A 21,904-nucleotide genomic window follows, 5' to 3' on the forward strand; every position below is an offset into this window, starting at 1 on the left:
CGTAATGCCCACAGCGAAAAGCGCCAAGCGGCGAATGATAAAGCCTTGCAACAACACGTTCCAACGACACCTCCTTAGCAGCGTACCTCGACAAACAAGCCTGTTTTCGTAATAATGCCCAGCTCAGTGAATACGAATTACACGCATAATCAATTTCCTCTTGGCATTACCTCTCAATAGTCGCGCTGGCGACCCTCGGTTAGTTTCACTTACCAACTGGTGATCAATATAGTTATGTCTTCCCACGCTTTCAGGACGCTACTTAGCGCACTAACCGCCTTAACGTTCACCGCTGCCAATGCTGATAGCATCACCGTCACCGATGTTGCAGGCCGTCAAGTCTCCTTAGACGCGCCTGCCGAGCGGGTTGTCTTGGGCGAAGGAAGGCAAATTTATCTGCTTGGCCTGCTGGAACCAGAAACGCCTTTTACCCATGTGGTTGGCTGGCGGGAAGACTTTTCTCAGGCGGATCCCGACAATTACGCCCGCTATCTGGAACGTTTCCCCGACATTGAGGCAATCCCCACCTTTGGTGGCTTCAAAGATGGCACCTTTGATGTTGAGCAAGCTGCGGCACTTAACCCTGACGTCATACTGATGAATATTGAGGCGAAAGCGGCCACTGAAGACGCCGCCTATGACGATAAGTTAGCCGAGCTGGATATCCCTATTGTCTATGTGGATTTCCGTGAAGACCCCATCGCACATACCATTCCCTCGATGCGGATTATTGGCCAGCTGATGGGAGATGAAGCCGCTGCCGAGGAATTCATCGCCTTTGCTGAAGAGCAGATGGCGCGGGTTACTGATGTTATTGAGGACGCCAACCCAGAGCGCCCGAGCGTATTTATTGACCGGGCAGGCGGGTATTCAGATGAATGCTGCATGAGCTTTGGCCCTGGTAACTTTGGCGAGTATGTCACCCTGGCTGGCGGCAACAACATTGCCGAAGGCATTATTCCTAACAGCTTCGGCAATTTGAATCCTGAACAAATTATTGCCGCTAACCCCGAGCACGTCGTTGTCACGGGCGGCAATTGGGATGCTTACGTTCCCGGAGGCGCTTGGGTAGGAGTAGGACCAGGCGCAAACATGGATCATGCTCGCGCGAAACTCGAAGCACTCACCGAGCGCACCGCCATGACCGGTATTGAAGCGGTCGACACTGGAAATTTCCACGCCATTTGGCATCAGTTCTATAACAGTCCTTACTATTTTGTTGCTGTTCAGCAATTGGCGAAATGGCTGCACCCCGAACTGTTTGACGATCTCGACCCTGAAGCGACAATGCGCGAGCTGCACGATCGCTTTCTGCCTATCGATTATGCACCCGGTTATTGGATATCTTTAAATGGCGACTGACAGCACTGCTATGAATAGCGTGTCCCACGGGCGCGCCTTCTATCGCACCCAGGTATTTCGTCGCCAAATGATCTTGGCGGCGCTGGTCATAGCACTGTTCTTAAGCCTGTGTATTGACCTTGCACTCGGCCCTGCACGCTACAGTCTTGGCGAAGTCGTTGCTGCTTTGTTTACCCCGGAGTCTGTTAGCCAGCAGGCACGTGTCATTTTGTGGGAAATTCGCATGCCCGTGGCGCTGATGGCGTTAGTGGTCGGTGCCAGCCTCTCGGTGGCCGGGGCTCAGATGCAAACGATCCTAAGCAACCCGCTAGCCAGCCCGTTTACGTTAGGCATTTCGGCCGGCGCTAGCTTTGGCGCTGCCCTGGGCTTGGCTTTTGGCGTTGCGATCATTCCTGCGGCCATTGAGTATGTTGTCCCCATCAATGCGTTCCTGATGGCAATGGTGACCGCTTTTTTAATTCACGCACTCAGCCTTAAGCGCGGCGTCACCGTGGAAACGATCGTACTGCTAGGCATTGCGATGGTGTTTATTTTTAACTCATTAATGGCATTGATTCAGTTTTTTGCCAGCCAACAGGCTGTCGCCGCTGTTGTCTTCTGGACCATGGGCAGTCTCACCAAGGCAACCTGGCCAAAGTTTTGGATTGCACTCGGTGTACTGGCAGCCGTTATGCCGTTACTGGCGCGCCACGGCTGGGCACTAACCGCTATGCGCCTAGGGGATACCAAGGCCGAAAGCATGGGTGTCAACCCACGCACACTACGCTTAGAAGTTTTAGTGCTGGTGTCGCTGCTTGCAGCGATTGCCGTCGCTTTTGTCGGCACTATTGGTTTTATCGGCCTAGTAGGGCCACATATTGCGCGCATTCTGCTGGGTGAGGATCAGCGCTTCTTCCTGCCCGGCTCTGCTTTATGCGGCGCGCTTATTCTTTCGGTTGGCTCAGTGATTTCCAAAATCATTATCCCAGGCACCATTATTCCCATTGGCATTATCACATCACTCGTGGGCATTCCCTTCTTCCTATTTTTGGTACTCAACCATAAGAAGGCATCATGGTAACCCTACAACTTAACCACGTTTCTGCTCGCTACGGGCGCCGTCCTATTATTCAGGACATTACAACGCCGCGCTTTCAGGGCGGCCAGGTTGTCGCCCTGCTTGGCCCTAACGCAGCAGGTAAATCAACCCTGTTTCGCCGTATTTTAGGCCTGCTAAAAGGGGACGGTGAGGTGATTGTCAGTGGCACCAGTGCCGAACGCCCAGTGGCGTATATGCCTCAAGATACGGGGGCAAAAGCAGTGCTAACGGTGTACGAATCAGTGCTACTGGCACGTATGCAAGGGCGCAGCCTAAAAGTGCAGCCTGAAGACCTTACCCAGGTCGACCGAGCGCTTGAAGAGCTCAATATCAGCGCACTTGGCGAACGCGATATCGGTGATCTGAGCGGCGGACAGCGCCAATTGGTGAGTGCCGCCCAGGCGCTGGTTCAAGAGCCTGAAATTTTAATGCTGGATGAGCCTACCTCAGCGCTTGACCTTAACCGCCAAATCAACCTGCTAAGCGTACTGCGGCGCCTTGCCGATGAGCGCAACATGCTTATTCTGGTTGCCCTTCACGACCTCGGGCATGCGTTGCGCTTCACTGATGCAGCCATGGTGTTAGAGAACGGCCGTTTAATCGCCTGCGGTTCAACCGAGGAGGTAATCTCACCTGAGTTACTGCGCCAAGTTTACAAAGTGACGGCGCGTATTGAGCCATGCTCAAAGGGCCGCCCTCAGCTTATTGTCGAAGAAGCCGTTTAATCCGGCGGCCTTCTAGTGTGGCCAGCCCGACCCCGCTAAGTAGCAACGGCAATGCCAGCAAAAAGCCGCTAGAAACCGGCAGGCCAAACAGCATCCAATCTGCTAACACAGGCCACACCAACGCAATATATTCAAAAGGCGCTAGGCGTGACGCTTCGGCGTAACGTAGCGCCAGCGTCATCGCAATATGAGCCGAACCGCCAAACAAGCCAGACAGCACTAACAACCACACCACGTCACCCTTAAGCGGTGCCCAGCCCAAGGGCAGTGTTGCCAACCCCGCTAGCGCAGAGACCAGAATAAAGTAGAAGGCAATGGAACCGGCTGTTTCGGTACGTGAAATGCGCCGTACGGTTAGCAGCGCTCCAGCGGTTAACAGCGCGCTCAGCGCGCCTAGTGCATAGCCAGCCAGCTGCCCTTGCTCGCGACTGGCCTCAAGCCCTGGCAGTACCAGCACCGCCACCCCAGCTAACGCCAACGCAATAGCGCCCGCCCGATAAAGCGAGAAGCGCTCCCCCAGCAGCAAGACACCACCCAATGCCATAAACACGGGCGTCAGCTGGGCTAACAACGTAGTTTCCGCGACAGGTAACAAGGCCACCGCCGCGAACGATGCGAACATTGCCGCTGCCCCAAGGCCCGAGCGCAACGCGTGCCCCAGTGGACGGCGCGTCGCCAATCCCTGCGGAAACTCGCGACGTAGCATCAAAAACACAACAATCGGCAACAGCGCAAATAGCGAGCGGAAAAAAACCGACTGCCCTACCGGAACCTCGTCACTCACCGCTTTAATACACACCAACATGCCGGTGAACAGCACGCCAGAAAGCACTCGCAGCCCAATGCCCAACCCAGGGCGAGACTCTTCATCCGCTAGCATTTGCCCTCGTCCTTATGTGCTAATAAGTTATGTGCAAATAATCCACGCTTTAAAAGGGTATCGGTTAGCGATTAAGCGATAAGCCCATCAGACCCACTATTTTACACTATGCAACACAATGAATTAGCAATAACTAGTTAACAAAAAAACGCCCCAACACTTGAAAGTGCCGGGGCGCTGATGTGCTGTGAAGTGAATCGCCGTTACGGCTTCATCTCTTCAAAAAACTTCTTCACACTGTCGAAGAAACCAGTTTTCTTCGGCGAATGGCTGTGGCTATTGCTGCCGTCAAAGCTCTCTTGCAACTGACGAAGCAGGTCTTTCTGCTCGTCATTGAGATTGACCGGCGTCTCCAGCACCACTTTGCAAAGCAGGTCGCCAGGTGCGCCGCCGCGTACCGGCTTCACGCCTTTACCGCGCAGTCTGAAGAGCTTACCGGTTTGAGTTTCCGGTGGAATCTTCAGCTTCACACGGCCATCTAGCGTGGGCACTTCCAGCTCCCCACCCAATGCAGCGTCAACAAAGTTAATTGGCACGTCACACTGCAGGTGTTTGCCATCGCGCTGGAAGATGTGGTGTGGCTTGATCGATACCTGAACATACAGGTCACCGGGCGGGCCACCGTTAACACCACTTTCACCCTCACCATTCAGGCGAATGCGATCACCTGTATCCACTCCCGGCGGAATCTTCACCGACAGTGTGCGCGTTTCCCGTACGCGGCCTTCACCGTTACATTTGTGGCACGGCACTTTAATGTGCTGGCCACTACCGTGACAGGTCGGGCAGGTTTGCTGAACCGCGAAGAAGCCTTGCTGCATACGCACTTGGCCGTGGCCGTGGCACGTGGGACAGGTTTCTTTGCTAGAGCCAGGCTCAGCACCTTCACCATCGCAGCGGTCACATTCGATATGGCGTGGCACGCGGATATCAACGGTTGTGCCGGAAACGGCGTTTTCCAGATCCAGCTCTAAGTTGTAGCGCAGATCACTGCCACGCGCGGGGGCATTAGGTCCACGACGACGGCCACCACCGCCACCAAAGATATCGCCAAACACATCACCGAAGATGTCGCTGAAGTCGCCAGCGCCACCACCACCGAACCCACCACCGCCAAAGCCGCCGCCCTGGCCGTCAACACCGGCGTGACCAAACTGGTCATACGCCGCGCGCTTTTCGCCATCGCTTAAGACTTCGTACGCTTCTGACACCTCACGGAATTTTTCCGCTGCAGTGTTATCGTCCGGGTTTCGATCAGGGTGGAATTTTTGCGCCAAGCGGCGGTAGGCCTTTTTGATCTCTTTCTGATCAGCCCCTTTTTCGACACCCAGGACTTCGTAATAATCGCGTTTGGACATGGGTCCTACGCCTCCTGGTTAGCTACGCACTTAATTAGGCGTCTGCTTCGGAAACAGCAACGCGGGAGTTGTCTCCCGCGCTACCGCATTCCTTAGCAGATAGAGGTGATTTACTGTTTCTTTTTGTCGTCATTGACTTCTTCGTACTCAGCGTCAACCACGTCATCCTCTGGCTTGGTGCTGGCATTTTCAGCACTTTCGCCGTCCGCCTGCTGAGCAGCTTCCGCCTGCTCGGCGTACATTTTCTGCGCCAATTGACCAGACACTTCGGCCAGCGCGTCCAGCTTCTGCTGGATGTTGTCCTGATCGTCAGTCTTCACTGCTTCTTCCAGCTCGCTGATCGCGGTCTCGATGGCTTGTTTCTCGTCATCGGTCGCTTTATCGCCGGCTTCCTGCACGGTTTTGCGAGTGGCGTGAATCATGCCATCTGCTTGGTTACGCAGCTGCACCAGCGCTTCGAACTTTTTGTCTTCGTCCGCGTGAGCTTCCGCATCGCGTACCATTTGCTCGATCTCTTCATCCGTGAGACCGCTGGACGCTTTAATGACGATAGACTGCTCTTTATTGGTCGCCTTATCTTTGGCCGATACGTTTAGAATGCCGTTGGCATCCAGGTCGAAGGCCACTTCAATCTGCGGCACACCACGCGGTGCTGGCGGAATGTCGGCAAGATCAAAACGACCCAGCGACTTATTCTGCGAGACCTGCTTACGCTCACCCTGAACGACGTGAATCGTCACTGCCGTTTGGTTGTCATCCGCCGTGGAGAAGGTTTGCGTCTTCTTCGTGGGGATGGTGGTGTTTTTGTCGATCAGCGGCGTCATTACGCCACCCAGGGTTTCAATACCCAGGGTCAGCGGGGTAACGTCGAGCAGCAGTACGTCTTTTACGTCGCCGCCAAGAACACCGCCCTGAATCGCCGCACCAACAGCAACCGCTTCATCTGGGTTGACGTCTTTACGCGCTTCTTTACCGAAGAAATCAGCGGCTTTCTTCTGCACCATCGGCATACGCGTCTGGCCACCGACCAGAATCACTTCGTCGATTTCAGATGCAGACAAACCAGCATCTTTCAGCGCCATTTTGCACGGGTCGAGCGAACGCTGTACCAGATCTTCAACCAACGACTCCAGCTTGGCACGCGTCACCTTCACGTTAAGGTGTTTCGGGCCAGTGTTGTCAGCGGTGATGTACGGCAAGTTAACGTCTGTCTGCTGGGCACTGGAAAGCTCAATTTTAGCCTTCTCAGCCGCTTCTTTCAGGCGCTGCATCGCGAGGTTGTCGCCAGACAGATCCATACCGCTGTCCGCTTTGAACTGGTCAACTAAGTAGTTGATCAGCGCCAAGTCGAAGTCTTCGCCGCCCAGGAAGGTGTCGCCGTTGGTGGCTAACACTTCAAACTGAGTTTCGCCGTCAACGTCGGCCACTTCGATAATAGAGATATCGAAAGTACCGCCACCCAGGTCATATACCGCGATGGTTTTATCACCACGGGATTTGTCCATCCCGTAGGCCAATGCAGCAGCGGTCGGCTCGTTAATGATGCGTTTAACATCAAGACCGGCGATGCGGCCCGCATCTTTCGTGGCCTGGCGCTGGCTGTCGTTAAAGTACGCCGGTACGGTGATGACCGCTTCAGTTACCGCTTCGCCGAGGTAGTCTTCGGCGGTTTTCTTCATTTTCTTCAGCACTTCCGCACTTACCTGCGGCGGCGCCATTTTTTTGCCTTTTACTTCAACCCAGGCATCACCGTTGTCGGCTTCGGCGATTTTGTAAGGCACCATTTTGATGTCTTTTTGTACGACATCATCTTTGAAGCGACGGCCAATCAGGCGCTTGATCGCGTAAAGGGTGTTCTCAGGGTTGGTGACGGCCTGACGTTTTGCCGCCTGGCCTACCAGCGTCTCACCATCGTCGGTGTAAGCAATAATGGAAGGCGTAGTGCGGCCGCCTTCGGCATTTTCAATGACTTTAGCGCTGTCACCATCGAGCACTGCCACACAAGAGTTGGTGGTGCCCAGGTCGATACCAATAATGCGTCCCATAGCAAAAACCTCGAATTCGGTTGTTACAAAACTGATGTTTGAAAGCTGATGTCAAAAATCTGCTTTTTGAAATTTAAAGCGTTTGCGGGTTTTCCCGCGGGTTGCCCTTTATTTGGGGGCCGCTTGCAGCATTTCAAGGGGCTTTTTTTGCTTTGCGTCAGCCAATGCTTAATTGGCTTTTTGGCTAACCACCACCATCGCGGGGCGAACTAGGCGGCCGTTAAGCAAATAACCCTTCTGCATCACATCCATGACGGTATTGGGTTCAAGCTCGGGATTCGGCACCATCGCCATCGCTTCGTGAACTTGGGGGTCGAAGGGTTCACCCTGGGGTTCAACGCTTTCCACGCCAAATTTATTCAATACGCCTAACTGCATTTTGAGGGTCATGGAAACGCCCTCACGATGTACGTCAGAGGCTCCGTCTTCCATGCTCTCTAGGGCTTTTTCCAGGCTATCAACAACGGGCAACAGCTCTTTAACAAATTTTTCTAAAGCAAACTTGCGTGCTTTTTCAGCCTCTTGCTCAGCTCGGCGACGCACGTTTTGAGCTTCAGCAGCGGCACGTAGCGCTTGGTCTTTAGCTTCCGCCAAGCTCTGCTCAAGCTCTTCCACCTGAGCGGCTAGCATATCGGCTTCCGGGTTTCCCACGCCGTCCTCTAACGCAGCGTCGTCCTCGATTAACCCTTCCAGCTCACCCTCGACCAGGCGCTCTTCAGCCGCTTGCTCGGTGACTTCCGCCTCTTGCTCTTGGCGGGCCAGCTCATCATCTAATGGGGTTTGCGGTTCTTTTGCCATGCCTAGCTCCTGAAAAGTATGCAGCGGTGGCATTAACGGCCACCTCGGTTAAGTAACGAGTATTAACCACGTATGGACGCTATATGGGGGCCATAAAAGCCATCTCAAGAGGGGCATTGAAGTGAGTTATAGACTACTGTATAAAACAACAATTATTGGATAAGTATCCAGCTTCTGTGCCGCACCGCCTCAGGAGGCCTTATGCTCACGCAGCTAGCAATCCAAGATTACGCTATTGTTGACCGCCTTGAACTCGACCTAACCCGTGGTATGACGGCGATTACCGGGGAAACTGGGGCAGGCAAATCGATTTTACTCGGCGCCCTTGGCCTATGTTTGGGCGAGCGTGCCGACGCTGGCAGCGTGCGCCATGGACGTGAGCGCACCGACCTTTCCGCGCGTTTTGATATTCAACACCTACCCGCTGCCACAGAGTGGTTGACTGCTCGCGAGCTGCCTGCTGAAGAGTGCTTGCTGCGCCGTGTGGTTACCGCCAGCGGTCGCTCCAAAGCGTGGATCAATGGCCACCCCGCCACCATCGCCGACCTAAAATCGCTGGGCGAGCAGCTGATTCAAATCCATGGACAGCATGCTCATCAGGCGCTTATGCGTGAAGAAACCCACCTCGCCCTGCTAGATGATTATGCCGGGCTACGTGAGCGTAGCCAGCAACTAGCTGAAACCTTCCGCGAGTGGCGCAGCGCCCGGCGGCGATTAAAAAAACTCAGCGAAGAAGGCAGTGAAGTTGAGGCAAAGCGGCAGCTGTTGCGCTACCAAGTAGAAGAATTAGATCAACTGGGACTGGCAGAGGGTGAGCTGCAAACGCTAGAAGAGGAGCAGCATACCCTCGCCCATGCGGAAGAGACGCTGCGTGAAACCCAGTTTGCCGCCGACTGCTGCGCGAGCGATGAAGGTGGCGCTCTGTCGCTGTTAAATCAAGCCTATGCCCATTTAAGCGCGTTACCCGGCAGTGACAAAGGCACACTGGCCAATACCTTGGCTATGCTTAGCGATGCGCGCATTCAAGTAGAGGAAGCTTCCAGCGAGCTAAATCGTCTTGCCAGTACAACTGAACTAGACCCAGAGCGCCTAGCCTGGGTAGAAGAACGGCTTGGCGATGTCCACCGTATTGCCCGTAAACACCACGTTGCCCCGGAAGAGATTTGCGCACTGCATGCCCGACTCAGCCAGGAAGTCGAACTGCTAGAAGCCAGCGACGACGACCTGGAGTCGTTAAGCAACCAAGTGTCTGAATACCGCGAGCGCTATCGCAGCGATGCCAAACAACTAAGCGAGGCGCGACAAAAAACCGCCGTTCACTTGGGCAAAGAAGTGCAACAACAACTAGGGTTCTTGGCGATGGGTAAAGCACGCTTTGACGTGGACGTTACCCCGCGTGAAACGCCTACGCCGGAAGGCCTGGACCACGTCCAATTCCTGATTAGCGCGAACCCAGGCCAGCCCGCTAGGCCGCTAACCAAAGTGGCTTCGGGCGGTGAATTATCGCGCATCAGCCTTGCCATTCAAGTGGTGGCCGCTTCCCACTCCACCATTCCCAGCTTGGTCTTCGATGAAGTGGACGTGGGTATCTCGGGAGCGACGGCCGAAATTGTCGGTCAACTGCTGCGCAAGCTCGGCGAAAACGGTCAAGTAATGACTGTCACCCACCTGCCTCAGGTCGCCGCTCAGGCGCATCAGCACCTGCATATTGAAAAACGCGCCAAACGAGATAGCACGCTGACCCATATGGCCCTGCTGGACGAACAGGGGCGTATCAGCGAACTCGCCCGCATGTTGGGCGGTGTAACGCTATCTGACCAAACACTCGCCCACGCCCGCGAAATGCTGCACGCGAGCCAACGGCCACCGCACTAAGCGCTTTTTTCAATCGACAACGCGCTAGCAAACGCCACACACTATAAAAAACGCCCCTAGGGCGCGAATGAGTCATCACTCGCACCCTAGGGGCGTTTTATTTAGCGCGACTATTTTTTATTTGTGGGGCCGCTGTCCTGTCGGGTTACGTCCGACCCACGGGGGCGTACGTAAAGCACCAGGGCATGGTCCACAAGTTCATAGCCGTGCTCTTCGGCGATCTCTTGCTGACGTCGCTCGATGATTTCATCGACAAACTCAATGATTTCACCACTTTCTAAACACACCATATGGTCGTGGTGGTCTTCTTGAGTCATCTCGAACACCGCGTGGCCACCATCAAAATTATGACGGATCACCAAGCCTGCTGATTCAAACTGAGTCAGCACGCGGTACACGGTAGCCAAGCCAACATCCTCGCCCGCATCAATCAGTGTTTTGTACACTTCTTCTGCGCTAAGGTGGTGTTGACCCGAAGCATTTTCGAGAATCTGCAGGATCTTGACGCGCGGCAGGGTTACTTTCAGCCCGGCTTTGCGCAGTTCATGGTTCTGATCGGCCATGGTTGCTCTTCGCAGTAACAGGTTAGGTCGGGTATGATCGACCGAAACCACGATAGTGAAGAATAGGCTCAAATGCAAAAATTGACTCGCATCATTACTCTTTCCGTTGCCCTAACCGTTGTTAGCGGCTGCAGCTACGTTGGCGTTTACAAGCGCGACATCCCTCAGGGCAACTTGGTGACCGAAGAAATGGTCAGCCAATTACAGCCAGGAATGACCCGAGAACAAGTCACTTATGTGATGGGTCGCCCGTTGCTGGAAGCCCCGTTTGACACGCGAGAATGGGATTACGTTTATCGTATTGATAAAGCGTACGCGGATGTTGAGCAGCGGCGTGTAACCCTCACGTTCGATAACATGGGACGTTTGGTGAACGTTGAACAGCAAGGTGATTTCTCTAGCGATCTGCCGATCAGCACGGACACCGGCGCAGGCCCTGCAACAGAAACAGCAGATCCAATCACCGGCATCAACGCACCTAGTCAGCGAGTACCTACGTCAGAAAATGCCACAGCGCCATAGCCAGTGATGCCTCCCGAATAAGTTACCCGCCTCTGGCTTGACGCTTTGCCCGCTCCAGGCGGGCAGCTTTGGGGTCTATCTCTAATGGACGATACACCTCAACGCGGTCGCCTGGACGCAGCGCTTCTTGTTCAGGCTGGCGCAGCGCTTTGCCAAAAATTCCCAGCGGTGCCTGTTCAAAGGTATCGCTGGGGATCTCGGGAAACAGGCTTGGTAGATCTGCCATCATTACCGCTTGCCGTGCGGTTGTGCCTTGCTGCACCTGTAAGGCCACTAGACGCTGTTTGCGCGGCAAGGCGAAGGCAACCTCTACCGCGAACGTATCAACGGCCATAGCGCTCGTCAGCACGCTTCGTGAAGGCATCGACAAGCTGCCCCGCAATTTGCTGAAATAATTTTCCAAACGCCATGCTAAGCAAGCGATTGGCAAATACAAATTCCATTTCCAAGCTGACTTTGCAGGCGTTTTCCCCCATCGGGATAAATAACCAACGCCCTTTAAGCTGCTTGAACGGCCCTTTTACTAACGACAACTCAATCCGCTCGGGGGCATATAAATCATTTCGAGTAGTGATTGTTTGTTCCACACCCGCACGTCCAAGGGTCATCTCGCCAATCAAATGCGCCTCGTCATGCTCTAGCAGGCGCGCACGGCGACACCCCGGCAGGAACTCGGGATAGCGTTCGAAGTCATTAACCAGATCGAACATTTGTTGGGGGGTGTGCCGCACCAAGGCGGTACGATTAACGGTTGGCATTGACCTCTCCGCTGACTTCACAGTGCCCAAAGCGTATCATGGGAAACATTTTTGTAGACCTTGAATGGTATCACGCCTCCCCACATAACGAAGGGGGTGCTACTGACAGATCAACGATGAGGTTCCATGGCCACTAAGAAAGGTAACAGCAAGGGCCCTAGCAGCAGCGTTATTGCCCAAAACAAGAAGGCTCGGTTTGAGTACCATATCAACGAAACCTTAGAAGCAGGTTTGGTACTCGCGGGCTGGGAAGTTAAAAGCCTTCGCGCTGGTAAAGCACAGCTTACCGACACCTACATTTTGGTTCGTAACGGCGAGGCTTTTTTACTAGGCAGCCATATCATGCCGCTTAATACAGCAAGCACCCACGAAATTGCTGACCCGACGCGCACGCGTAAGTTGCTTCTGCACCGTAAGGAAATTGCCAAAATTTTCTCGGTGACTCAGGACAAAGGCCACACTTGCGTGCCGCTCAAGCTCTATTGGAAACGCAACAAGGTGAAGTGTGAGCTGGCACTGGTGACCGGCAAACAGCTGCATGACAAGCGCGCCACCGAGAAAGATCGCGACTGGAGCCGTCAGAAAGGTCGGATAATGCGGGAACATAACAAGGCATAACTGGTCAATTCGGTGTGAGCACGTTAGAATGCTCATCTGTAATCAGGGGGCGACATGGTTTCGACGCTGGTGACAACCCTTGCGGTGCATGCCGAGAGCGTGATGTATCTCGTAAATCCCACATCACGAAAAATAGTCGCAAATGACGAAAACTACGCTCAAGGCGCGCTAGCAGCTTAAACACTGTTAGCTTCTTGTCTGGCCCAAAGGTGATGTGCCTATTCATCACTGATGGGATACGAGCTAAAGCTGATAGGACCGCGGTTGGTGGTGTCTTCTCATCAATCGTTAAACTTAGAAGGCTCGCGTGGCTGAATCCTGATCGTCGGAGTCAGTTGCGTTAAAGCAAATGACGAAATCTAAGCATGTAGAGCCAATAGGCGCGTGCTGGCGGACGCGGGTTCAATTCCCGCCGCCTCCACCACCTACCTAAATTCAGATGCTTCCACATAGGTCTGAATGATGCAGAAAAGCCCGCCCAGTGCGGGTTTTTTTGTGTCTGTATGCTTTCACATATACCCATACAGCATTGCGCACCGTGTATGCCTGTGTGTATGCTTTACGATATTGTGAACCAGAGGCATACAAGAATGAAACGCTCACAGATTAAGCGCCGCCCGCTGGCTGACACAGTATTGGCGACACTGGAACCAGAGGCCAAGGCATACAGGGAACTGGACGGCAGTGGCCTTTACTTCAGGGTGAAGCCCAACGGCTCAAAGTCTTGGGAACTGCGCTACAAGAAGCCAGACGGCAAGTGGTCTTGGATTGGCTTAGGCGGGTATCCGGAAACAAGCGGCAGCCTGGCGCGTGTTAAGGCCGACCAGCTCAGAGCAGACGCAGCCAATGGCCAGAATCCCATCGTCTCCAAGCGGACAAGGGAAGCCGAGTCGCTAGAGGCTGCCAACAGCACCTTTGAAGCGCTGGCGAGGGAGTGGCACACCAACAAGCGCCAGAACTGGACAGACGGCACCTCCACCCGCGTCATTGGCTCGCTGCAAAAGCACGTCTTCCCAAAGTTCGGCAAGCGCCCCTTCACCGACATAACGCCAATGGAATGGTTGGAGTTCCTGCGCAGCCTGGAAAAGACCGGGATCATTGAGCAGACTAGCCGCATACGCGCTATCTGCCGGGAAGTGTACGACCTGGCGCTAGTGAGTGGGCGCATCCAGTACAACCCATTGGAGAGCCTGCATAAGCACCTGACCACCCGCCGAGCGGCCAACTATTCCCACGTTAGCCAAGACGAACTACCCGCCCTGCTTCGCGCTATTGGCTCTTACCCTCACGCTGAAGATGTACGCCTTGGCCTATTCCTGCTTTCCCGCCTAGCCGTGCGCCCCTCAGAGCTAAGAGAGGCACGCTGGGAAGAGTTCGACCTAGACAAAGCGCTATGGACGATCCCCGCCGAACGGATGAAGCGCCGCCGTGAGCATACTGTTCCACTGCCTAAGCAGGCTATTGAAGCCCTTCAGAACCTCCACCAACTGACCGGGTACCAACCCCTTCTATTCCCAGGCCGCAGCGACAAGACAGCGCCACGGTCGAACACGGTATTCATCATGGCACTACGCCGCCTTGGCTATGAGGGACGCCAGACCGGGCACGGCTTCCGGCACATCGCTAGCACGATCCTGAATGAGCACGGCTATAACGCCGACCACATAGAGGCCCAGCTATCTCACGTTAAAGACGGTGTGGCAGGCGTTTATAACAAGGCGCAGTACATCGAGCAGCGCCGCGTGATGATGCAGTGGTACGCCGATCACTTGGACAACTTGCAGCGCGGAAACGTGGTGGAATTTAAGCGAGCATAACAACCGAATTGGCTGGCTAGGGCGACGGCCTGAAAGCGCGAACAACTCCACCGCGTTAGCCAGCCAACCTAATCGGAGTGCTAGCGTTAGGAGTTACGCTTATGTCTTCTTTGAATGTTTGGCGAGCATGTAAAAAACTGCACATCGAAAGCGCGTGCTTACTGATAGCGGGGATCGACCCCCGTTCAATATGGCCCAACTATCTTTCGGAGTCAGTGCCAATAGAGTCAGGCGCAGGAGATACTGACTCAGTTAAGGCCGCGCTTCGCTTTGATATTCCACAAGCCCAAGAAGCTGCTAATTGGCTTACTGTAGCTAGACAAGCAGCCATAGATGGCAATCTAATGCCTGTCGGCAAAATACGGCTTTGGGGGAGCCATGGGCGATGGGAAAGTGCCGAGTTAGCAGGCCTATCCACATACGATAGCTTTGACTTTGATGTCACGCGACAAGAGCTTTCCCGATGGTTATCTTCGCTAGGATGGAATGAGAGCGAGCTTCCCGATTTTTTAGCTGGTATCGACACACCCGAAGCTAAAAGTGTTGGAGGCGAGGAGTCGCGGGCGCTTGAGGTGTTCGGGCTGCTGGTGGAGGTATACGCTAGTAAGCACGGGCCAGACTACCGAAATGGGGAAAAGCCGAAAGCGTCGCGTGTCGTCGAGGATATGCTCAACACCATACCCGATGACGTTACCAATATGGGCGACCGCAAACTAAAAGAGCATGTTGGCGCAGCAATCAAGGCATGGGAAGCCAAGAAGCGCCGATAACCTGCAATCTGCATTTTGCACCTGCACCAACAACTTCAGGTTAAACACCACCATAAGAGCGTCACTCATACAGAGGCGTTCTTATGAATATCGAAGCACTACCCCAAGACCAAAAGCTAATCACTAAGCCCAATCTATGCCGCGCTATGGATATGACCCGTAGCGGCATCGACAAGTTGCTGAAGAACGACCCCAGCTTTCCCCGCCCGCTAAAGTTCAGCGACAGCCAGCAAGCACAATGCTACTTCCCCATTGCCGAGGTTAACGCCTGGCTGGATGCCAAGCTGGCTATGCGAGGTGCAGCATAATGACCTTGCAACGCTTACCAATGCCGTTATATGCTTCAACGGCTGGCGCAAAATCGTCAGCCGGGTTTGGAAGCCCGAACGAATCGAGGCGCACAAGTGCCTTCCCTGATGGTGCTTTTTTTGTGCCGTTATGGCGGCTGTGCGTAGGAGGCTTCGGCCTGCCGGTTTCCTTGATTCCCGGTCTTCCAACCTGCGTACAGTCGCCCCCATTGTTTGGAAGCAGTGGTGGTGACTCCATGAATCAAGGAGTCTTACCCATGAAGCTATTCCCTACCCGAAATCCGTCTGCACGCGCCGCCGCTCATCGAGCAATGGCGAAATCTGCGTTGTTTTCAGACTCAAGCGCCGCCGTCCGGCTCAAGCGCTACAACTCCCATATTGAAAAAGCACGCGCCCTAGAGGCCGAGCAAGCCCACATTCGTCGCAGCCGTCTGATGCAGGCTTACGACACCTTACGCGCTGAAAACGCGGAGGTGAGCCAATGAGCCTATTCAAAATCACCTTCGCCCGCACTGGTCAAGAAACCGTCATTGAAGCCACCGATTGGCGTGATGCCGTGCGCCAAACTGGACGCAGTGACGCTTGCCACATAACTCACCACGAAAAAGCCGCCGTTCCAGTAGCCGCTTGGTTTGATGCCGATATGCCGCACGGTATTGGTGCCCACACCGTAGAGAGCGCGCTGGCTGGTGCTGTTGCCTACCTGGATTCTCAGGAGGTGGCCCAATGATGCCCATAGCCATTAACTGCGACCTACGCACCCGAACTATTCGCTTCCAGTTCACTAACCCGGATCGCTTTTTAACAGCCGAGCAGGCGCTTGCCAGTGGTTTAGTCAATCACCTTGAGTTCAAGGAGATGCAGCGCGAAGCCCAGGCATTCAGCAAGGAGACTGGCCTATGACTCCTCAAGATCAAACCTACCTTCTGAAAGCTGCCCTTACTGGCGACATTCGCCAAATGCAACAGGCGTCCAAAATCCTCGCAGGCGTAGCGATGCTGCTTAACGACCATGATCTTGATGGTTTGAAGCGTGAAGCGCTGATTGAAGCGCTGTGGTTATTGTCCAGCAGTCTTGATGATCGCTGCGACTGGCTGCAAGAGGAGGGGCTCCTATGCATCGAGCAATAAAAACGCCCAGCCTTGGTGGGGCATGGGCGCTATCGGAGATCGTCGGTAAACAGATCGCCATAGAGAACAAATTTTCTGAAAGCATTATCACCCACCATGGCCTCAGTGTCAGCCCTATTGGTGATGGTGATATTCACCGACACGACCACCCCGAGGCCCGCAAGGGTAACAACCGCCTTTGGTACGTGCTGCATCATGATTTTGGTGTGCATGGCGATTGGGCTACCGGTGAAAAGCATAGCGTATTTGCTGACGATACCCCTGACCCGCAAGTTGCAGAGAAAGCGCGACAGGAAGCCGAAAAGCGCCGTGTTGAGCGACAGGCAGAGCGCGAACGTGGTTATGCCCTAGTGGCCAGCCAAACGCGCCAAGAATGGCCGCTGCTAACGCCTGCAAGCCCTACCCATGCCTACCTAGCCGCCAAGGGAGTGAAGCCCTACAACCTGCGCCAACGGCGTGAACTGTTGGTAGTTCCGCTTACCGATGGGCAGCGCCTGGTTAATTGGCAGACCATCGGGCCGGATGGAGCCAAATACTTTAAGACAGGCGGCAAGGTAAAGGGCTGCTATTCGCCAATAGGCAGCATTGAACCACACCAGCCGCTTTTGATCGCTGAAGGATGGGCAACCGCTGCCACGCTTCACGAGGCGACAGGCTACGCGGTAGCCGCTGCCATGAATGCGGGCAACCTGCTACCCGTGGCGAAAAGCCTACGCGAACGCTACCCCACCCAACCCATCATCGTTTGCGCTGATAACGACCATGGCACCGCTGGCAATCCTGGCGTTACCAAGGGCAAGGAAGCTGCCTCAGCCATTGGGGCGCGTTGTGTGTGGCCTGAGACTCACGAGGGAGTGACTGACTTTAATGACCTGGCGCGACTAGGGGGAGGGCTGGCGCTATGAGTCAGCCCAACATCAAAGAAGTGGTCGATAATGCGCCCGAGCCACTAAAACCGATGGACATAGTGCAGAGCGCTATTGATGTTGCTTTGGATGATCCCGGCGCGCTTTTTGAGCAGAGCATTCTCGACCATATCACCAGCATTAGACAGAACAGCCCTGCTGATTGGCAACGTATCCGAGCCGCTGCCAAAAAGGCAAAAGTACAGGTTGCCGAGCTGGATAAACTGACCCGGACGTTATCAAGCGGTGAAGGTGGGGAGCTATTCCCCACTATCGAGCCTTGGCAAGACCACGTAGACGGCGCATTACTGGTGAGGGAGCTATCAGACACGCTAAGGCAATACGTTGTTTGTGAACCCGAAGTAGCCGATGCCGCCGCGCTGTGGATCGCTTTCACTTGGTTCATTGATGAAGTGCATGTTGCGCCTTTAGCTAATATTACAGCCCCCTTGCCAAATTGCGGCAAGTCCACACTGTTGGAGTTCCTAGAGACGTTCGCCTTCCAGCCGCTCAAGTGCGACGGCATAAGCCCCGCCGCGCTTTTCCGCTCTATGGACAAGTGGACACCAACGCTACTGATTGATGAGGTGGATACCTTCCTGCGTGATAACGAGGATGCCAGAGGCGTGCTCAATTCGGGACACCGCCGCAATGGCTTCATCATTCGCGTGGTAGGTGAAGATCACGAGCCTAAGCGCTTTGCTACTTGGGGCGCTAAAGCGCTGTGTGGGATCGGTAGCATTGCTAACACACTGGCGAGCAGGTCTATTCGCTTTGAGCTACGCCGCAAGCTGCCCCATGAGAAAGTCGAGAACATCCGCTTCATGCCCCAAGGGCTGCGTGAAAGGCTCAAGCGCCAACTGTCACGACTGCAAGATGATTTAGCCGAGACGGTATCCAGCGCCCGGCCTGAGCCCATTCCTGGCCTCAGTAACCGCGCCGCTGATAATTGGGAACCGCTACAGCAAATTGCCGTTTCTATCGGCGGGGAGTGGCCAGAGCGCGCTAAGCGTATTGCTATGACAATCACCCGGATGGACGATGCCGAGCAAGCCCCAGACGTGGGCACTGAACTGCTGAAGGACATCAAGGAGGTATTTGAGGAGAAAAGCGTTGATCGCCTGTTTAGCGCTGAGCTGGTTAACGCGCTACATGCCAACAGCGAAGCCCCCTGGAATTCATGGAACAGAGGGCAGCCAATTACCGCCCGCCAAGTAGCGACCAAGCTAGGTGACTTTGGTATCAAATCGAAACAGTTACGCATCGGCTACGAAACCAAAAAAGGGTATGACCGGAAAGACTTTGCCGAAGCATTCCGGCGCTATCTTTCGCCTACTCCCCCCCAGCAAAGCGAAACAACGAAACAAACCAGCAACCACGCGGGTTACAGCGACATTTCCAACGAAACAGAAAACCACAGTGTTTCGCAAGGGAAACACTCCGAGGCCAGTAACCATGCGGGTTGTTTCGATGTTTCGGATAAATCGACCCGTCAGCAAGCAAGTAATGGGGAGGAATTCTAATGGCCGCCCTCGACTACCTCAGAAACCACGGCTTACATGCCGACCCACTACCCGGCGAACGCCTTTACGTATGGCCTAGCGAGAACATCACCGACGATATCCGCATATGGATCAGGTCGCACAAAGCAGCGCTACTGCGTGAACTGGTGCCCGCTAATGACAATCGGCGCATGGCTTGGCGGGTACTGAGAGACGGCAAGCCCATGACTATGCTTGGCAAGATAATGAGCTATGAGGAGGCGTTAGAGTCAGCTAAGGCCCGATGGCCTCACAACAGCATCGTTGTCGAGGAGTATGCGCAACGGATCACCCCAAGCAACTAACCACTATAGCCGCCTTCGCTGGCGGCTTTTTATTGCCTGTTAAGCACGCTGGAAACAGGCAGCGGACGCCCACAAAAAAACATGTATAAAAATACAGCTAATATTGGCTAATTCGCCTAAATTAAACTAAAATTCATATTGATATTCTTTTATGGAATATAACCATGAATGCACAGAAAGCCCCTGGTCGCCAACGCGGTGCCAGCAACATAAAGCCAACCGCCAAAGAGATAGCCGGGTACTACCAACTACTTAAAGGCGCTGCACAACAAGGCGACACGTTAGCCGCCTCTGAGCTAATCAAGATCGACCTACTAAGCCAACGAAAGGAAAACATCCAATGTCAGAACTAGAGAGACGCCCCGCCATTTCATTGAGCAACGGTCGCCGCATCCACTACACGGCGCACGACTGGGATGCTGTTTTAAGCACAAGCGTATCCGTGAACGGCAGCAAGTGGCCTGTCGGTAATGCAATGAAGCACGCCCGCGACCTGCAAGCCACAGCGCTACACGACTTCGAGAAAGCAGGAAAAGCGCTGGTAGACATTCAGGGAAATAGAGACCTAACCGACGCGGCTAAGCAACGGATGAGCAAGGAAGCACTCGACCAGTTTGCCGAGAACGTCGAAAAGCACCGCAAAGCACTAGCCGAATCAATGCAGTCGATCGCAGATAGCGCCAAAAGCCATTTTCAGCCAGTGAAGGCACTGGATAAAGGCGATGCGGTTGGTGTGGCTATGGATGCCGAGCTTCGCTCTATCGTGCGAGGATTGGATGCCAAGGAGCGCATGACGTTGATTAACGAGGCCAAACTAGGCAATCACCCCGAGCTAACAGCGGCTTTGCTGCGTGCGCCAGCATTAGCTACCGGATTAACCCAACAGACCCTTGATAGCCTGCGTAACGCTGGAATCGCCAGCGCTTACGGCAGCGAAATTATGGCACTGAGAAACTTAGTGGTTGGTGTGCATGATGACGTGATCCGCACAACAAACCACGCCGCCGAGACACTGGAAGGCATTTCAAAGGTGAATCACCCAACACTAACCCGGCTTGGCAAAGATACAGCTAGCGACCTTCGTGGCTGGATTGGCGAGCTACCAATGCACCGCATGCAGGTAGAGAAAGAGGCCGCGTAATGGCAGGAGCTAAACGCACCACCGGGGGCAAGTTCGCCCCCGGCACCAGCGGCAACCCACGCGGGCGACCAAAGAGCAAGACGGCTGCACTCAAAGCAGCGCTTGAAAAGGATGGCGCAGCGGTTGCAAAGAAGGTGGTTGACCAAGCGAAGGCTGGCGATATGCAGGCTTGCCGGATCGTACTAGAGCGCCTGGTTCCCGCTTTTCGCCCTGCATCCCAAACCGTTCAATTCGACTTTGATCCCAGCGCCCCTATGGCAGACCAAGCCCGGCAAATACTTGCCGCCGTTTCCCATGGCGAACTGCCCCCCGACCAAGGCCGCGCATTGATTGATGGCTTAGCCGCCGTGGGCAAAATCGTAGAGATAGAGGAACTGGTACGCCGCCAAGAAGAGATCGAGCGGTTACTCAAAGAGCAGCAAGAGCGCTGGAAGAGATAACGATATGAGAGCAGCGATTAAACGACGCCTAGCCGAACTGCAAACACAGCACGCCGATATAGAGCACGCGGAAACCGTAGCGCAGATAAGCGAACTAATGGATGAACTGAGCGCTAAGGCAGTCGGGGGCCAATCTGAGGCCCACCCCCGCACCTTTGGCGACTACATGGACGGGCTAGCCGATGCGTAGAGACTTACTGAAACGCCTAGAAATTGTCGAAAGCCAGCTAGGGGCAAATGAAGATCAGCCTACAATATGGCTTAGCAGACCGAACGAAAACAACGAACACCCACCACCAGCCGGATGGACTGAAAATGGTCACCCTGACCCCGTTACCGTGATGCGTGAGCCTGGAGAGAGTGAGGAAAGTCTACGCGCCCGCGCTATTGCCGCCTTCAAGGCTAGAGCAGACCGACACCCCCTGGCCGCCGCCGTATTTATCAGCATTCACAGCCCTGGCTAACGCTGGGGCTTTTATTTGAAACCGAGGCAGTGAATTTTGCGGTTTGAAACCGGAAAAAGGTGGGGATTCCCACCTTTTAATTGTGAGCCTGAGTCACTTCAAGCCGCGGTCACGCTGACCACCCCCAGACGGCCAAATTGGCGTTCCCGGCGATATGCAGAAATGCACAACGCTAATGGGCGCAATTTTGCGCTGATTGCCCCAGGCGCATAGAGAGTAGTTTAAAGCTACTCACAAATCCCCCCAATGCCGGGTATTACAAAAGTTTCGTAGTGCTAGCCTTCCCGCGCTTCCCCCGACTTAAAAAAAGCTGTGATTCTGTCAATTCGATTCCCACTTTCTCCACCAAATCACCGTTGAAAGCGCCCTAGCAGCCAGCACCGTGTATGCCCTGATGTATGCCCAATCAATAGATAATACATAAAAGCAATATATAACAATCACTTAATAATTCAGTTCAAACGACGCCGCCGGGTGCTTTTTTTGTGCCTGTAGCCTGAA

28 protein-coding genes and 1 other RNA gene are annotated in these 21,904 nt (G+C 54.3%); 22 read left to right on the forward strand and 7 right to left on the reverse strand.

Translation table 11 applies throughout. The features are described 5' to 3' along the window. Positions 1–234: 234 nt before the first annotated feature. The 3 genes from INT19_RS10185 to INT19_RS10195 are packed head-to-tail and all read left to right on the forward strand — an operon-like array spanning position 235 to position 3,165. On the forward strand, positions 235–1,362 hold the full coding sequence (locus INT19_RS10185; protein WP_193060645.1) for an ABC transporter substrate-binding protein: 1,128 nt from the start codon (positions 235–237) through the stop codon (positions 1,360–1,362). Next, positions 1,352–2,422: a FecCD family ABC transporter permease gene (locus INT19_RS10190; protein WP_193060646.1), complete on the forward strand. Its 1,071-nt coding sequence runs from the start codon at positions 1,352–1,354 to the stop codon at positions 2,420–2,422. Before INT19_RS10185 ends, INT19_RS10190 begins: the two co-directional genes overlap by 11 nt. Then, positions 2,416–3,165 (forward strand): ABC transporter ATP-binding protein, encoded by a 750-nt coding sequence (locus tag INT19_RS10195; RefSeq protein WP_193060647.1) that lies wholly within the window; start codon positions 2,416–2,418, stop codon positions 3,163–3,165. Before INT19_RS10190 ends, INT19_RS10195 begins: the two co-directional genes overlap by 7 nt. Here INT19_RS10195 and INT19_RS10200 read toward each other — a convergent pair. The 4 genes from INT19_RS10200 to grpE form a co-directional block, all read right to left on the reverse strand. Then, entirely contained in the window at positions 3,143–4,045 is a 903-nt protein-coding gene (locus tag INT19_RS10200) for a DMT family transporter (RefSeq protein ID WP_193060648.1), read from the reverse strand. The two genes, INT19_RS10195 and INT19_RS10200, sit on opposite strands and share 23 nt — an antisense overlap. A gap of 203 nt (positions 4,046–4,248) precedes the next feature. Then, positions 4,249–5,403, reverse strand: a complete 1,155-nt coding sequence (gene dnaJ / locus INT19_RS10205; protein ID WP_193060649.1) for a molecular chaperone DnaJ — start codon at positions 5,401–5,403, stop codon at positions 4,249–4,251. A 110-nt stretch (positions 5,404–5,513) separates the two neighbouring features. Continuing rightward, positions 5,514–7,448 carry a molecular chaperone DnaK gene (gene dnaK / locus INT19_RS10210; protein WP_193060650.1) on the reverse strand — a complete coding sequence of 645 codons (1,935 nt, stop codon included), beginning with the start codon at positions 7,446–7,448 and terminating at the stop codon, positions 5,514–5,516. Positions 7,449–7,616: 168 nt separating this feature from the next. Then, the gene (grpE, locus tag INT19_RS10215) at positions 7,617–8,246 is read right to left on the reverse strand and encodes a nucleotide exchange factor GrpE (protein ID WP_172419685.1); all 630 of its coding nucleotides are present in this window, start codon (positions 8,244–8,246) and stop codon (positions 7,617–7,619) included. Positions 8,247–8,447: 201 nt separating this feature from the next. Between grpE and recN the strand changes: the two genes are divergently transcribed. After that, complete coding sequence (gene recN / locus INT19_RS10220; RefSeq protein ID WP_193060651.1) at positions 8,448–10,121, forward strand: DNA repair protein RecN; 1,674 nt, start codon at positions 8,448–8,450, stop codon at positions 10,119–10,121. Positions 10,122–10,231: 110 nt separating this feature from the next. Here the strand turns inward: recN and fur are convergent, their stop codons facing one another. Beyond that, on the reverse strand, positions 10,232–10,684 hold the full coding sequence (gene fur, locus INT19_RS10225) for a ferric iron uptake transcriptional regulator (protein WP_009723762.1): 453 nt from the start codon (positions 10,682–10,684) through the stop codon (positions 10,232–10,234). Between the two features lie 72 nt (positions 10,685–10,756). On the opposite strand from fur, the gene INT19_RS10230 reads away from it, so the two are divergent. Next, entirely contained in the window at positions 10,757–11,206 is a 450-nt protein-coding gene (locus INT19_RS10230; protein WP_089039930.1) for an outer membrane protein assembly factor BamE, read from the forward strand. A gap of 22 nt (positions 11,207–11,228) precedes the next feature. On the opposite strand, the gene INT19_RS10235 is transcribed toward INT19_RS10230, so the two are convergent. Continuing rightward, entirely contained in the window at positions 11,229–11,540 is a 312-nt protein-coding gene (locus tag INT19_RS10235) for an RnfH family protein (protein ID WP_089039931.1), read from the reverse strand. Beyond that, complete coding sequence (locus tag INT19_RS10240; protein ID WP_038480655.1) at positions 11,530–11,964, reverse strand: type II toxin-antitoxin system RatA family toxin; 435 nt, start codon at positions 11,962–11,964, stop codon at positions 11,530–11,532. Before INT19_RS10240 ends, INT19_RS10235 begins: the two co-directional genes overlap by 11 nt. Before the next feature lie 126 nt (positions 11,965–12,090). Here INT19_RS10240 and smpB point away from each other — a divergent pair, with 126 nt between their 5' ends. The 17 genes from smpB to INT19_RS10325 all read left to right on the forward strand — a co-directional run bounded on the left by smpB (position 12,091) and on the right by INT19_RS10325 (position 21,403). Next, the gene (gene smpB, locus INT19_RS10245; RefSeq protein ID WP_009723766.1) at positions 12,091–12,582 is read left to right on the forward strand and encodes an SsrA-binding protein SmpB; all 492 of its coding nucleotides are present in this window, start codon (positions 12,091–12,093) and stop codon (positions 12,580–12,582) included. A gap of 45 nt (positions 12,583–12,627) precedes the next feature. Continuing rightward, positions 12,628–13,006, forward strand: a transfer-messenger RNA (tmRNA) gene (ssrA, locus tag INT19_RS10250). Positions 13,007–13,172: 166 nt separating this feature from the next. Further along, positions 13,173–14,399 (forward strand): tyrosine-type recombinase/integrase, encoded by a 1,227-nt coding sequence (locus tag INT19_RS10255; protein ID WP_193060652.1) that lies wholly within the window; start codon positions 13,173–13,175, stop codon positions 14,397–14,399. 101 nt (positions 14,400–14,500) lie between these two features. Then, positions 14,501–15,169 carry a hypothetical protein gene (locus INT19_RS10260; RefSeq protein ID WP_193060653.1) on the forward strand — a complete coding sequence of 223 codons (669 nt, stop codon included), beginning with the start codon at positions 14,501–14,503 and terminating at the stop codon, positions 15,167–15,169. Positions 15,170–15,252: 83 nt separating this feature from the next. Next, the gene (locus INT19_RS10265; protein WP_193060654.1) at positions 15,253–15,477 is read left to right on the forward strand and encodes a helix-turn-helix transcriptional regulator; all 225 of its coding nucleotides are present in this window, start codon (positions 15,253–15,255) and stop codon (positions 15,475–15,477) included. A 257-nt stretch (positions 15,478–15,734) separates the two neighbouring features. Next, the gene (locus INT19_RS10270; RefSeq protein WP_193060673.1) at positions 15,735–15,962 is read left to right on the forward strand and encodes a hypothetical protein; all 228 of its coding nucleotides are present in this window, start codon (positions 15,735–15,737) and stop codon (positions 15,960–15,962) included. Next, positions 15,959–16,207 carry a hypothetical protein gene (locus tag INT19_RS10275; RefSeq protein WP_193060655.1) on the forward strand — a complete coding sequence of 83 codons (249 nt, stop codon included), beginning with the start codon at positions 15,959–15,961 and terminating at the stop codon, positions 16,205–16,207. Before INT19_RS10270 ends, INT19_RS10275 begins: the two co-directional genes overlap by 4 nt. Then, positions 16,204–16,380, forward strand: a complete 177-nt coding sequence (locus INT19_RS10280) for a hypothetical protein (RefSeq protein ID WP_193053234.1) — start codon at positions 16,204–16,206, stop codon at positions 16,378–16,380. Before INT19_RS10275 ends, INT19_RS10280 begins: the two co-directional genes overlap by 4 nt. After that, complete coding sequence (locus INT19_RS10285) at positions 16,377–16,607, forward strand: hypothetical protein (protein ID WP_193060656.1); 231 nt, start codon at positions 16,377–16,379, stop codon at positions 16,605–16,607. The genes INT19_RS10280 and INT19_RS10285 overlap by 4 nt, the downstream gene beginning before the upstream one ends. Further along, on the forward strand, positions 16,592–17,512 hold the full coding sequence (locus INT19_RS10290; RefSeq protein ID WP_193060657.1) for a toprim domain-containing protein: 921 nt from the start codon (positions 16,592–16,594) through the stop codon (positions 17,510–17,512). Before INT19_RS10285 ends, INT19_RS10290 begins: the two co-directional genes overlap by 16 nt. Beyond that, positions 17,509–19,035 (forward strand): DUF3631 domain-containing protein, encoded by a 1,527-nt coding sequence (locus INT19_RS10295; protein ID WP_193060658.1) that lies wholly within the window; start codon positions 17,509–17,511, stop codon positions 19,033–19,035. The genes INT19_RS10290 and INT19_RS10295 overlap by 4 nt, the downstream gene beginning before the upstream one ends. Continuing rightward, positions 19,035–19,358, forward strand: a complete 324-nt coding sequence (locus INT19_RS10300) for a hypothetical protein (RefSeq protein ID WP_193060659.1) — start codon at positions 19,035–19,037, stop codon at positions 19,356–19,358. The genes INT19_RS10295 and INT19_RS10300 overlap by 1 nt, the downstream gene beginning before the upstream one ends. A gap of 164 nt (positions 19,359–19,522) precedes the next feature. Next, on the forward strand, positions 19,523–19,711 hold the full coding sequence (locus tag INT19_RS10305) for a hypothetical protein (protein ID WP_193060660.1): 189 nt from the start codon (positions 19,523–19,525) through the stop codon (positions 19,709–19,711). Then, positions 19,699–20,499 (forward strand): hypothetical protein, encoded by an 801-nt coding sequence (locus tag INT19_RS10310; protein ID WP_193060661.1) that lies wholly within the window; start codon positions 19,699–19,701, stop codon positions 20,497–20,499. Before INT19_RS10305 ends, INT19_RS10310 begins: the two co-directional genes overlap by 13 nt. Next, entirely contained in the window at positions 20,499–20,939 is a 441-nt protein-coding gene (locus tag INT19_RS10315) for a DUF5681 domain-containing protein (protein ID WP_193060662.1), read from the forward strand. The genes INT19_RS10310 and INT19_RS10315 overlap by 1 nt, the downstream gene beginning before the upstream one ends. 4 nt (positions 20,940–20,943) lie before the next feature. Further along, positions 20,944–21,129 (forward strand): hypothetical protein, encoded by a 186-nt coding sequence (locus INT19_RS10320; protein ID WP_193060663.1) that lies wholly within the window; start codon positions 20,944–20,946, stop codon positions 21,127–21,129. Next, positions 21,122–21,403 carry a hypothetical protein gene (locus INT19_RS10325; RefSeq protein WP_193060664.1) on the forward strand — a complete coding sequence of 94 codons (282 nt, stop codon included), beginning with the start codon at positions 21,122–21,124 and terminating at the stop codon, positions 21,401–21,403. The genes INT19_RS10320 and INT19_RS10325 overlap by 8 nt, the downstream gene beginning before the upstream one ends. Positions 21,404–21,904: the final 501 nt, after the last annotated feature.

Source organism: Halomonas sp. 3A7M, assembly GCF_014897875.1.
GTDB lineage: Bacteria > Pseudomonadota > Gammaproteobacteria > Pseudomonadales > Halomonadaceae > Vreelandella.

Excerpts from the sequence above, each read along its gene's own strand:
- INT19_RS10270 (WP_193060673.1), top strand. The coding sequence starts at position 15,735 with ATGAAGCTATTCCCTACCCGAAATCCGTCTGCACGCGCCGCCGCTCAT.
- INT19_RS10280 (WP_193053234.1), top strand. The coding sequence starts at position 16,204 with ATGATGCCCATAGCCATTAACTGCGACCTACGCACCCGAACTATTCGC.
- recN (WP_193060651.1), top strand. The coding sequence starts at position 8,448 with ATGCTCACGCAGCTAGCAATCCAAGATTACGCTATTGTTGACCGCCTT.
- grpE (WP_172419685.1), bottom strand. The coding sequence starts at position 8,246 with ATGGCAAAAGAACCGCAAACCCCATTAGATGATGAGCTGGCCCGCCAA.
- INT19_RS10305 (WP_193060660.1), top strand. The coding sequence starts at position 19,523 with ATGAATGCACAGAAAGCCCCTGGTCGCCAACGCGGTGCCAGCAACATA.
- INT19_RS10255 (WP_193060652.1), top strand. The coding sequence starts at position 13,173 with ATGAAACGCTCACAGATTAAGCGCCGCCCGCTGGCTGACACAGTATTG.
- INT19_RS10235 (WP_089039931.1), bottom strand. The coding sequence starts at position 11,540 with ATGGCCGTTGATACGTTCGCGGTAGAGGTTGCCTTCGCCTTGCCGCGC.
- INT19_RS10195 (WP_193060647.1), top strand. The coding sequence starts at position 2,416 with ATGGTAACCCTACAACTTAACCACGTTTCTGCTCGCTACGGGCGCCGT.
- dnaJ (WP_193060649.1), bottom strand. The coding sequence starts at position 5,403 with ATGTCCAAACGCGATTATTACGAAGTCCTGGGTGTCGAAAAAGGGGCT.
- fur (WP_009723762.1), bottom strand. The coding sequence starts at position 10,684 with ATGGCCGATCAGAACCATGAACTGCGCAAAGCCGGGCTGAAAGTAACC.
- INT19_RS10265 (WP_193060654.1), top strand. The coding sequence starts at position 15,253 with ATGAATATCGAAGCACTACCCCAAGACCAAAAGCTAATCACTAAGCCC.
- INT19_RS10315 (WP_193060662.1), top strand. The coding sequence starts at position 20,499 with ATGGCAGGAGCTAAACGCACCACCGGGGGCAAGTTCGCCCCCGGCACC.
- smpB (WP_009723766.1), top strand. The coding sequence starts at position 12,091 with ATGGCCACTAAGAAAGGTAACAGCAAGGGCCCTAGCAGCAGCGTTATT.
- INT19_RS10230 (WP_089039930.1), top strand. The coding sequence starts at position 10,757 with ATGCAAAAATTGACTCGCATCATTACTCTTTCCGTTGCCCTAACCGTT.
- INT19_RS10325 (WP_193060664.1), top strand. The coding sequence starts at position 21,122 with ATGCGTAGAGACTTACTGAAACGCCTAGAAATTGTCGAAAGCCAGCTA.
- dnaK (WP_193060650.1), bottom strand. The coding sequence starts at position 7,448 with ATGGGACGCATTATTGGTATCGACCTGGGCACCACCAACTCTTGTGTG.
- INT19_RS10200 (WP_193060648.1), bottom strand. The coding sequence starts at position 4,045 with ATGCTAGCGGATGAAGAGTCTCGCCCTGGGTTGGGCATTGGGCTGCGA.
- INT19_RS10275 (WP_193060655.1), top strand. The coding sequence starts at position 15,959 with ATGAGCCTATTCAAAATCACCTTCGCCCGCACTGGTCAAGAAACCGTC.
- INT19_RS10295 (WP_193060658.1), top strand. The coding sequence starts at position 17,509 with ATGAGTCAGCCCAACATCAAAGAAGTGGTCGATAATGCGCCCGAGCCA.
- INT19_RS10190 (WP_193060646.1), top strand. The coding sequence starts at position 1,352 with ATGGCGACTGACAGCACTGCTATGAATAGCGTGTCCCACGGGCGCGCC.
- INT19_RS10320 (WP_193060663.1), top strand. The coding sequence starts at position 20,944 with ATGAGAGCAGCGATTAAACGACGCCTAGCCGAACTGCAAACACAGCAC.
- INT19_RS10290 (WP_193060657.1), top strand. The coding sequence starts at position 16,592 with ATGCATCGAGCAATAAAAACGCCCAGCCTTGGTGGGGCATGGGCGCTA.
- INT19_RS10285 (WP_193060656.1), top strand. The coding sequence starts at position 16,377 with ATGACTCCTCAAGATCAAACCTACCTTCTGAAAGCTGCCCTTACTGGC.
- INT19_RS10185 (WP_193060645.1), top strand. The coding sequence starts at position 235 with ATGTCTTCCCACGCTTTCAGGACGCTACTTAGCGCACTAACCGCCTTA.
- INT19_RS10310 (WP_193060661.1), top strand. The coding sequence starts at position 19,699 with ATGTCAGAACTAGAGAGACGCCCCGCCATTTCATTGAGCAACGGTCGC.
- INT19_RS10300 (WP_193060659.1), top strand. The coding sequence starts at position 19,035 with ATGGCCGCCCTCGACTACCTCAGAAACCACGGCTTACATGCCGACCCA.
- INT19_RS10260 (WP_193060653.1), top strand. The coding sequence starts at position 14,501 with ATGTCTTCTTTGAATGTTTGGCGAGCATGTAAAAAACTGCACATCGAA.
- INT19_RS10240 (WP_038480655.1), bottom strand. The coding sequence starts at position 11,964 with ATGCCAACCGTTAATCGTACCGCCTTGGTGCGGCACACCCCCCAACAA.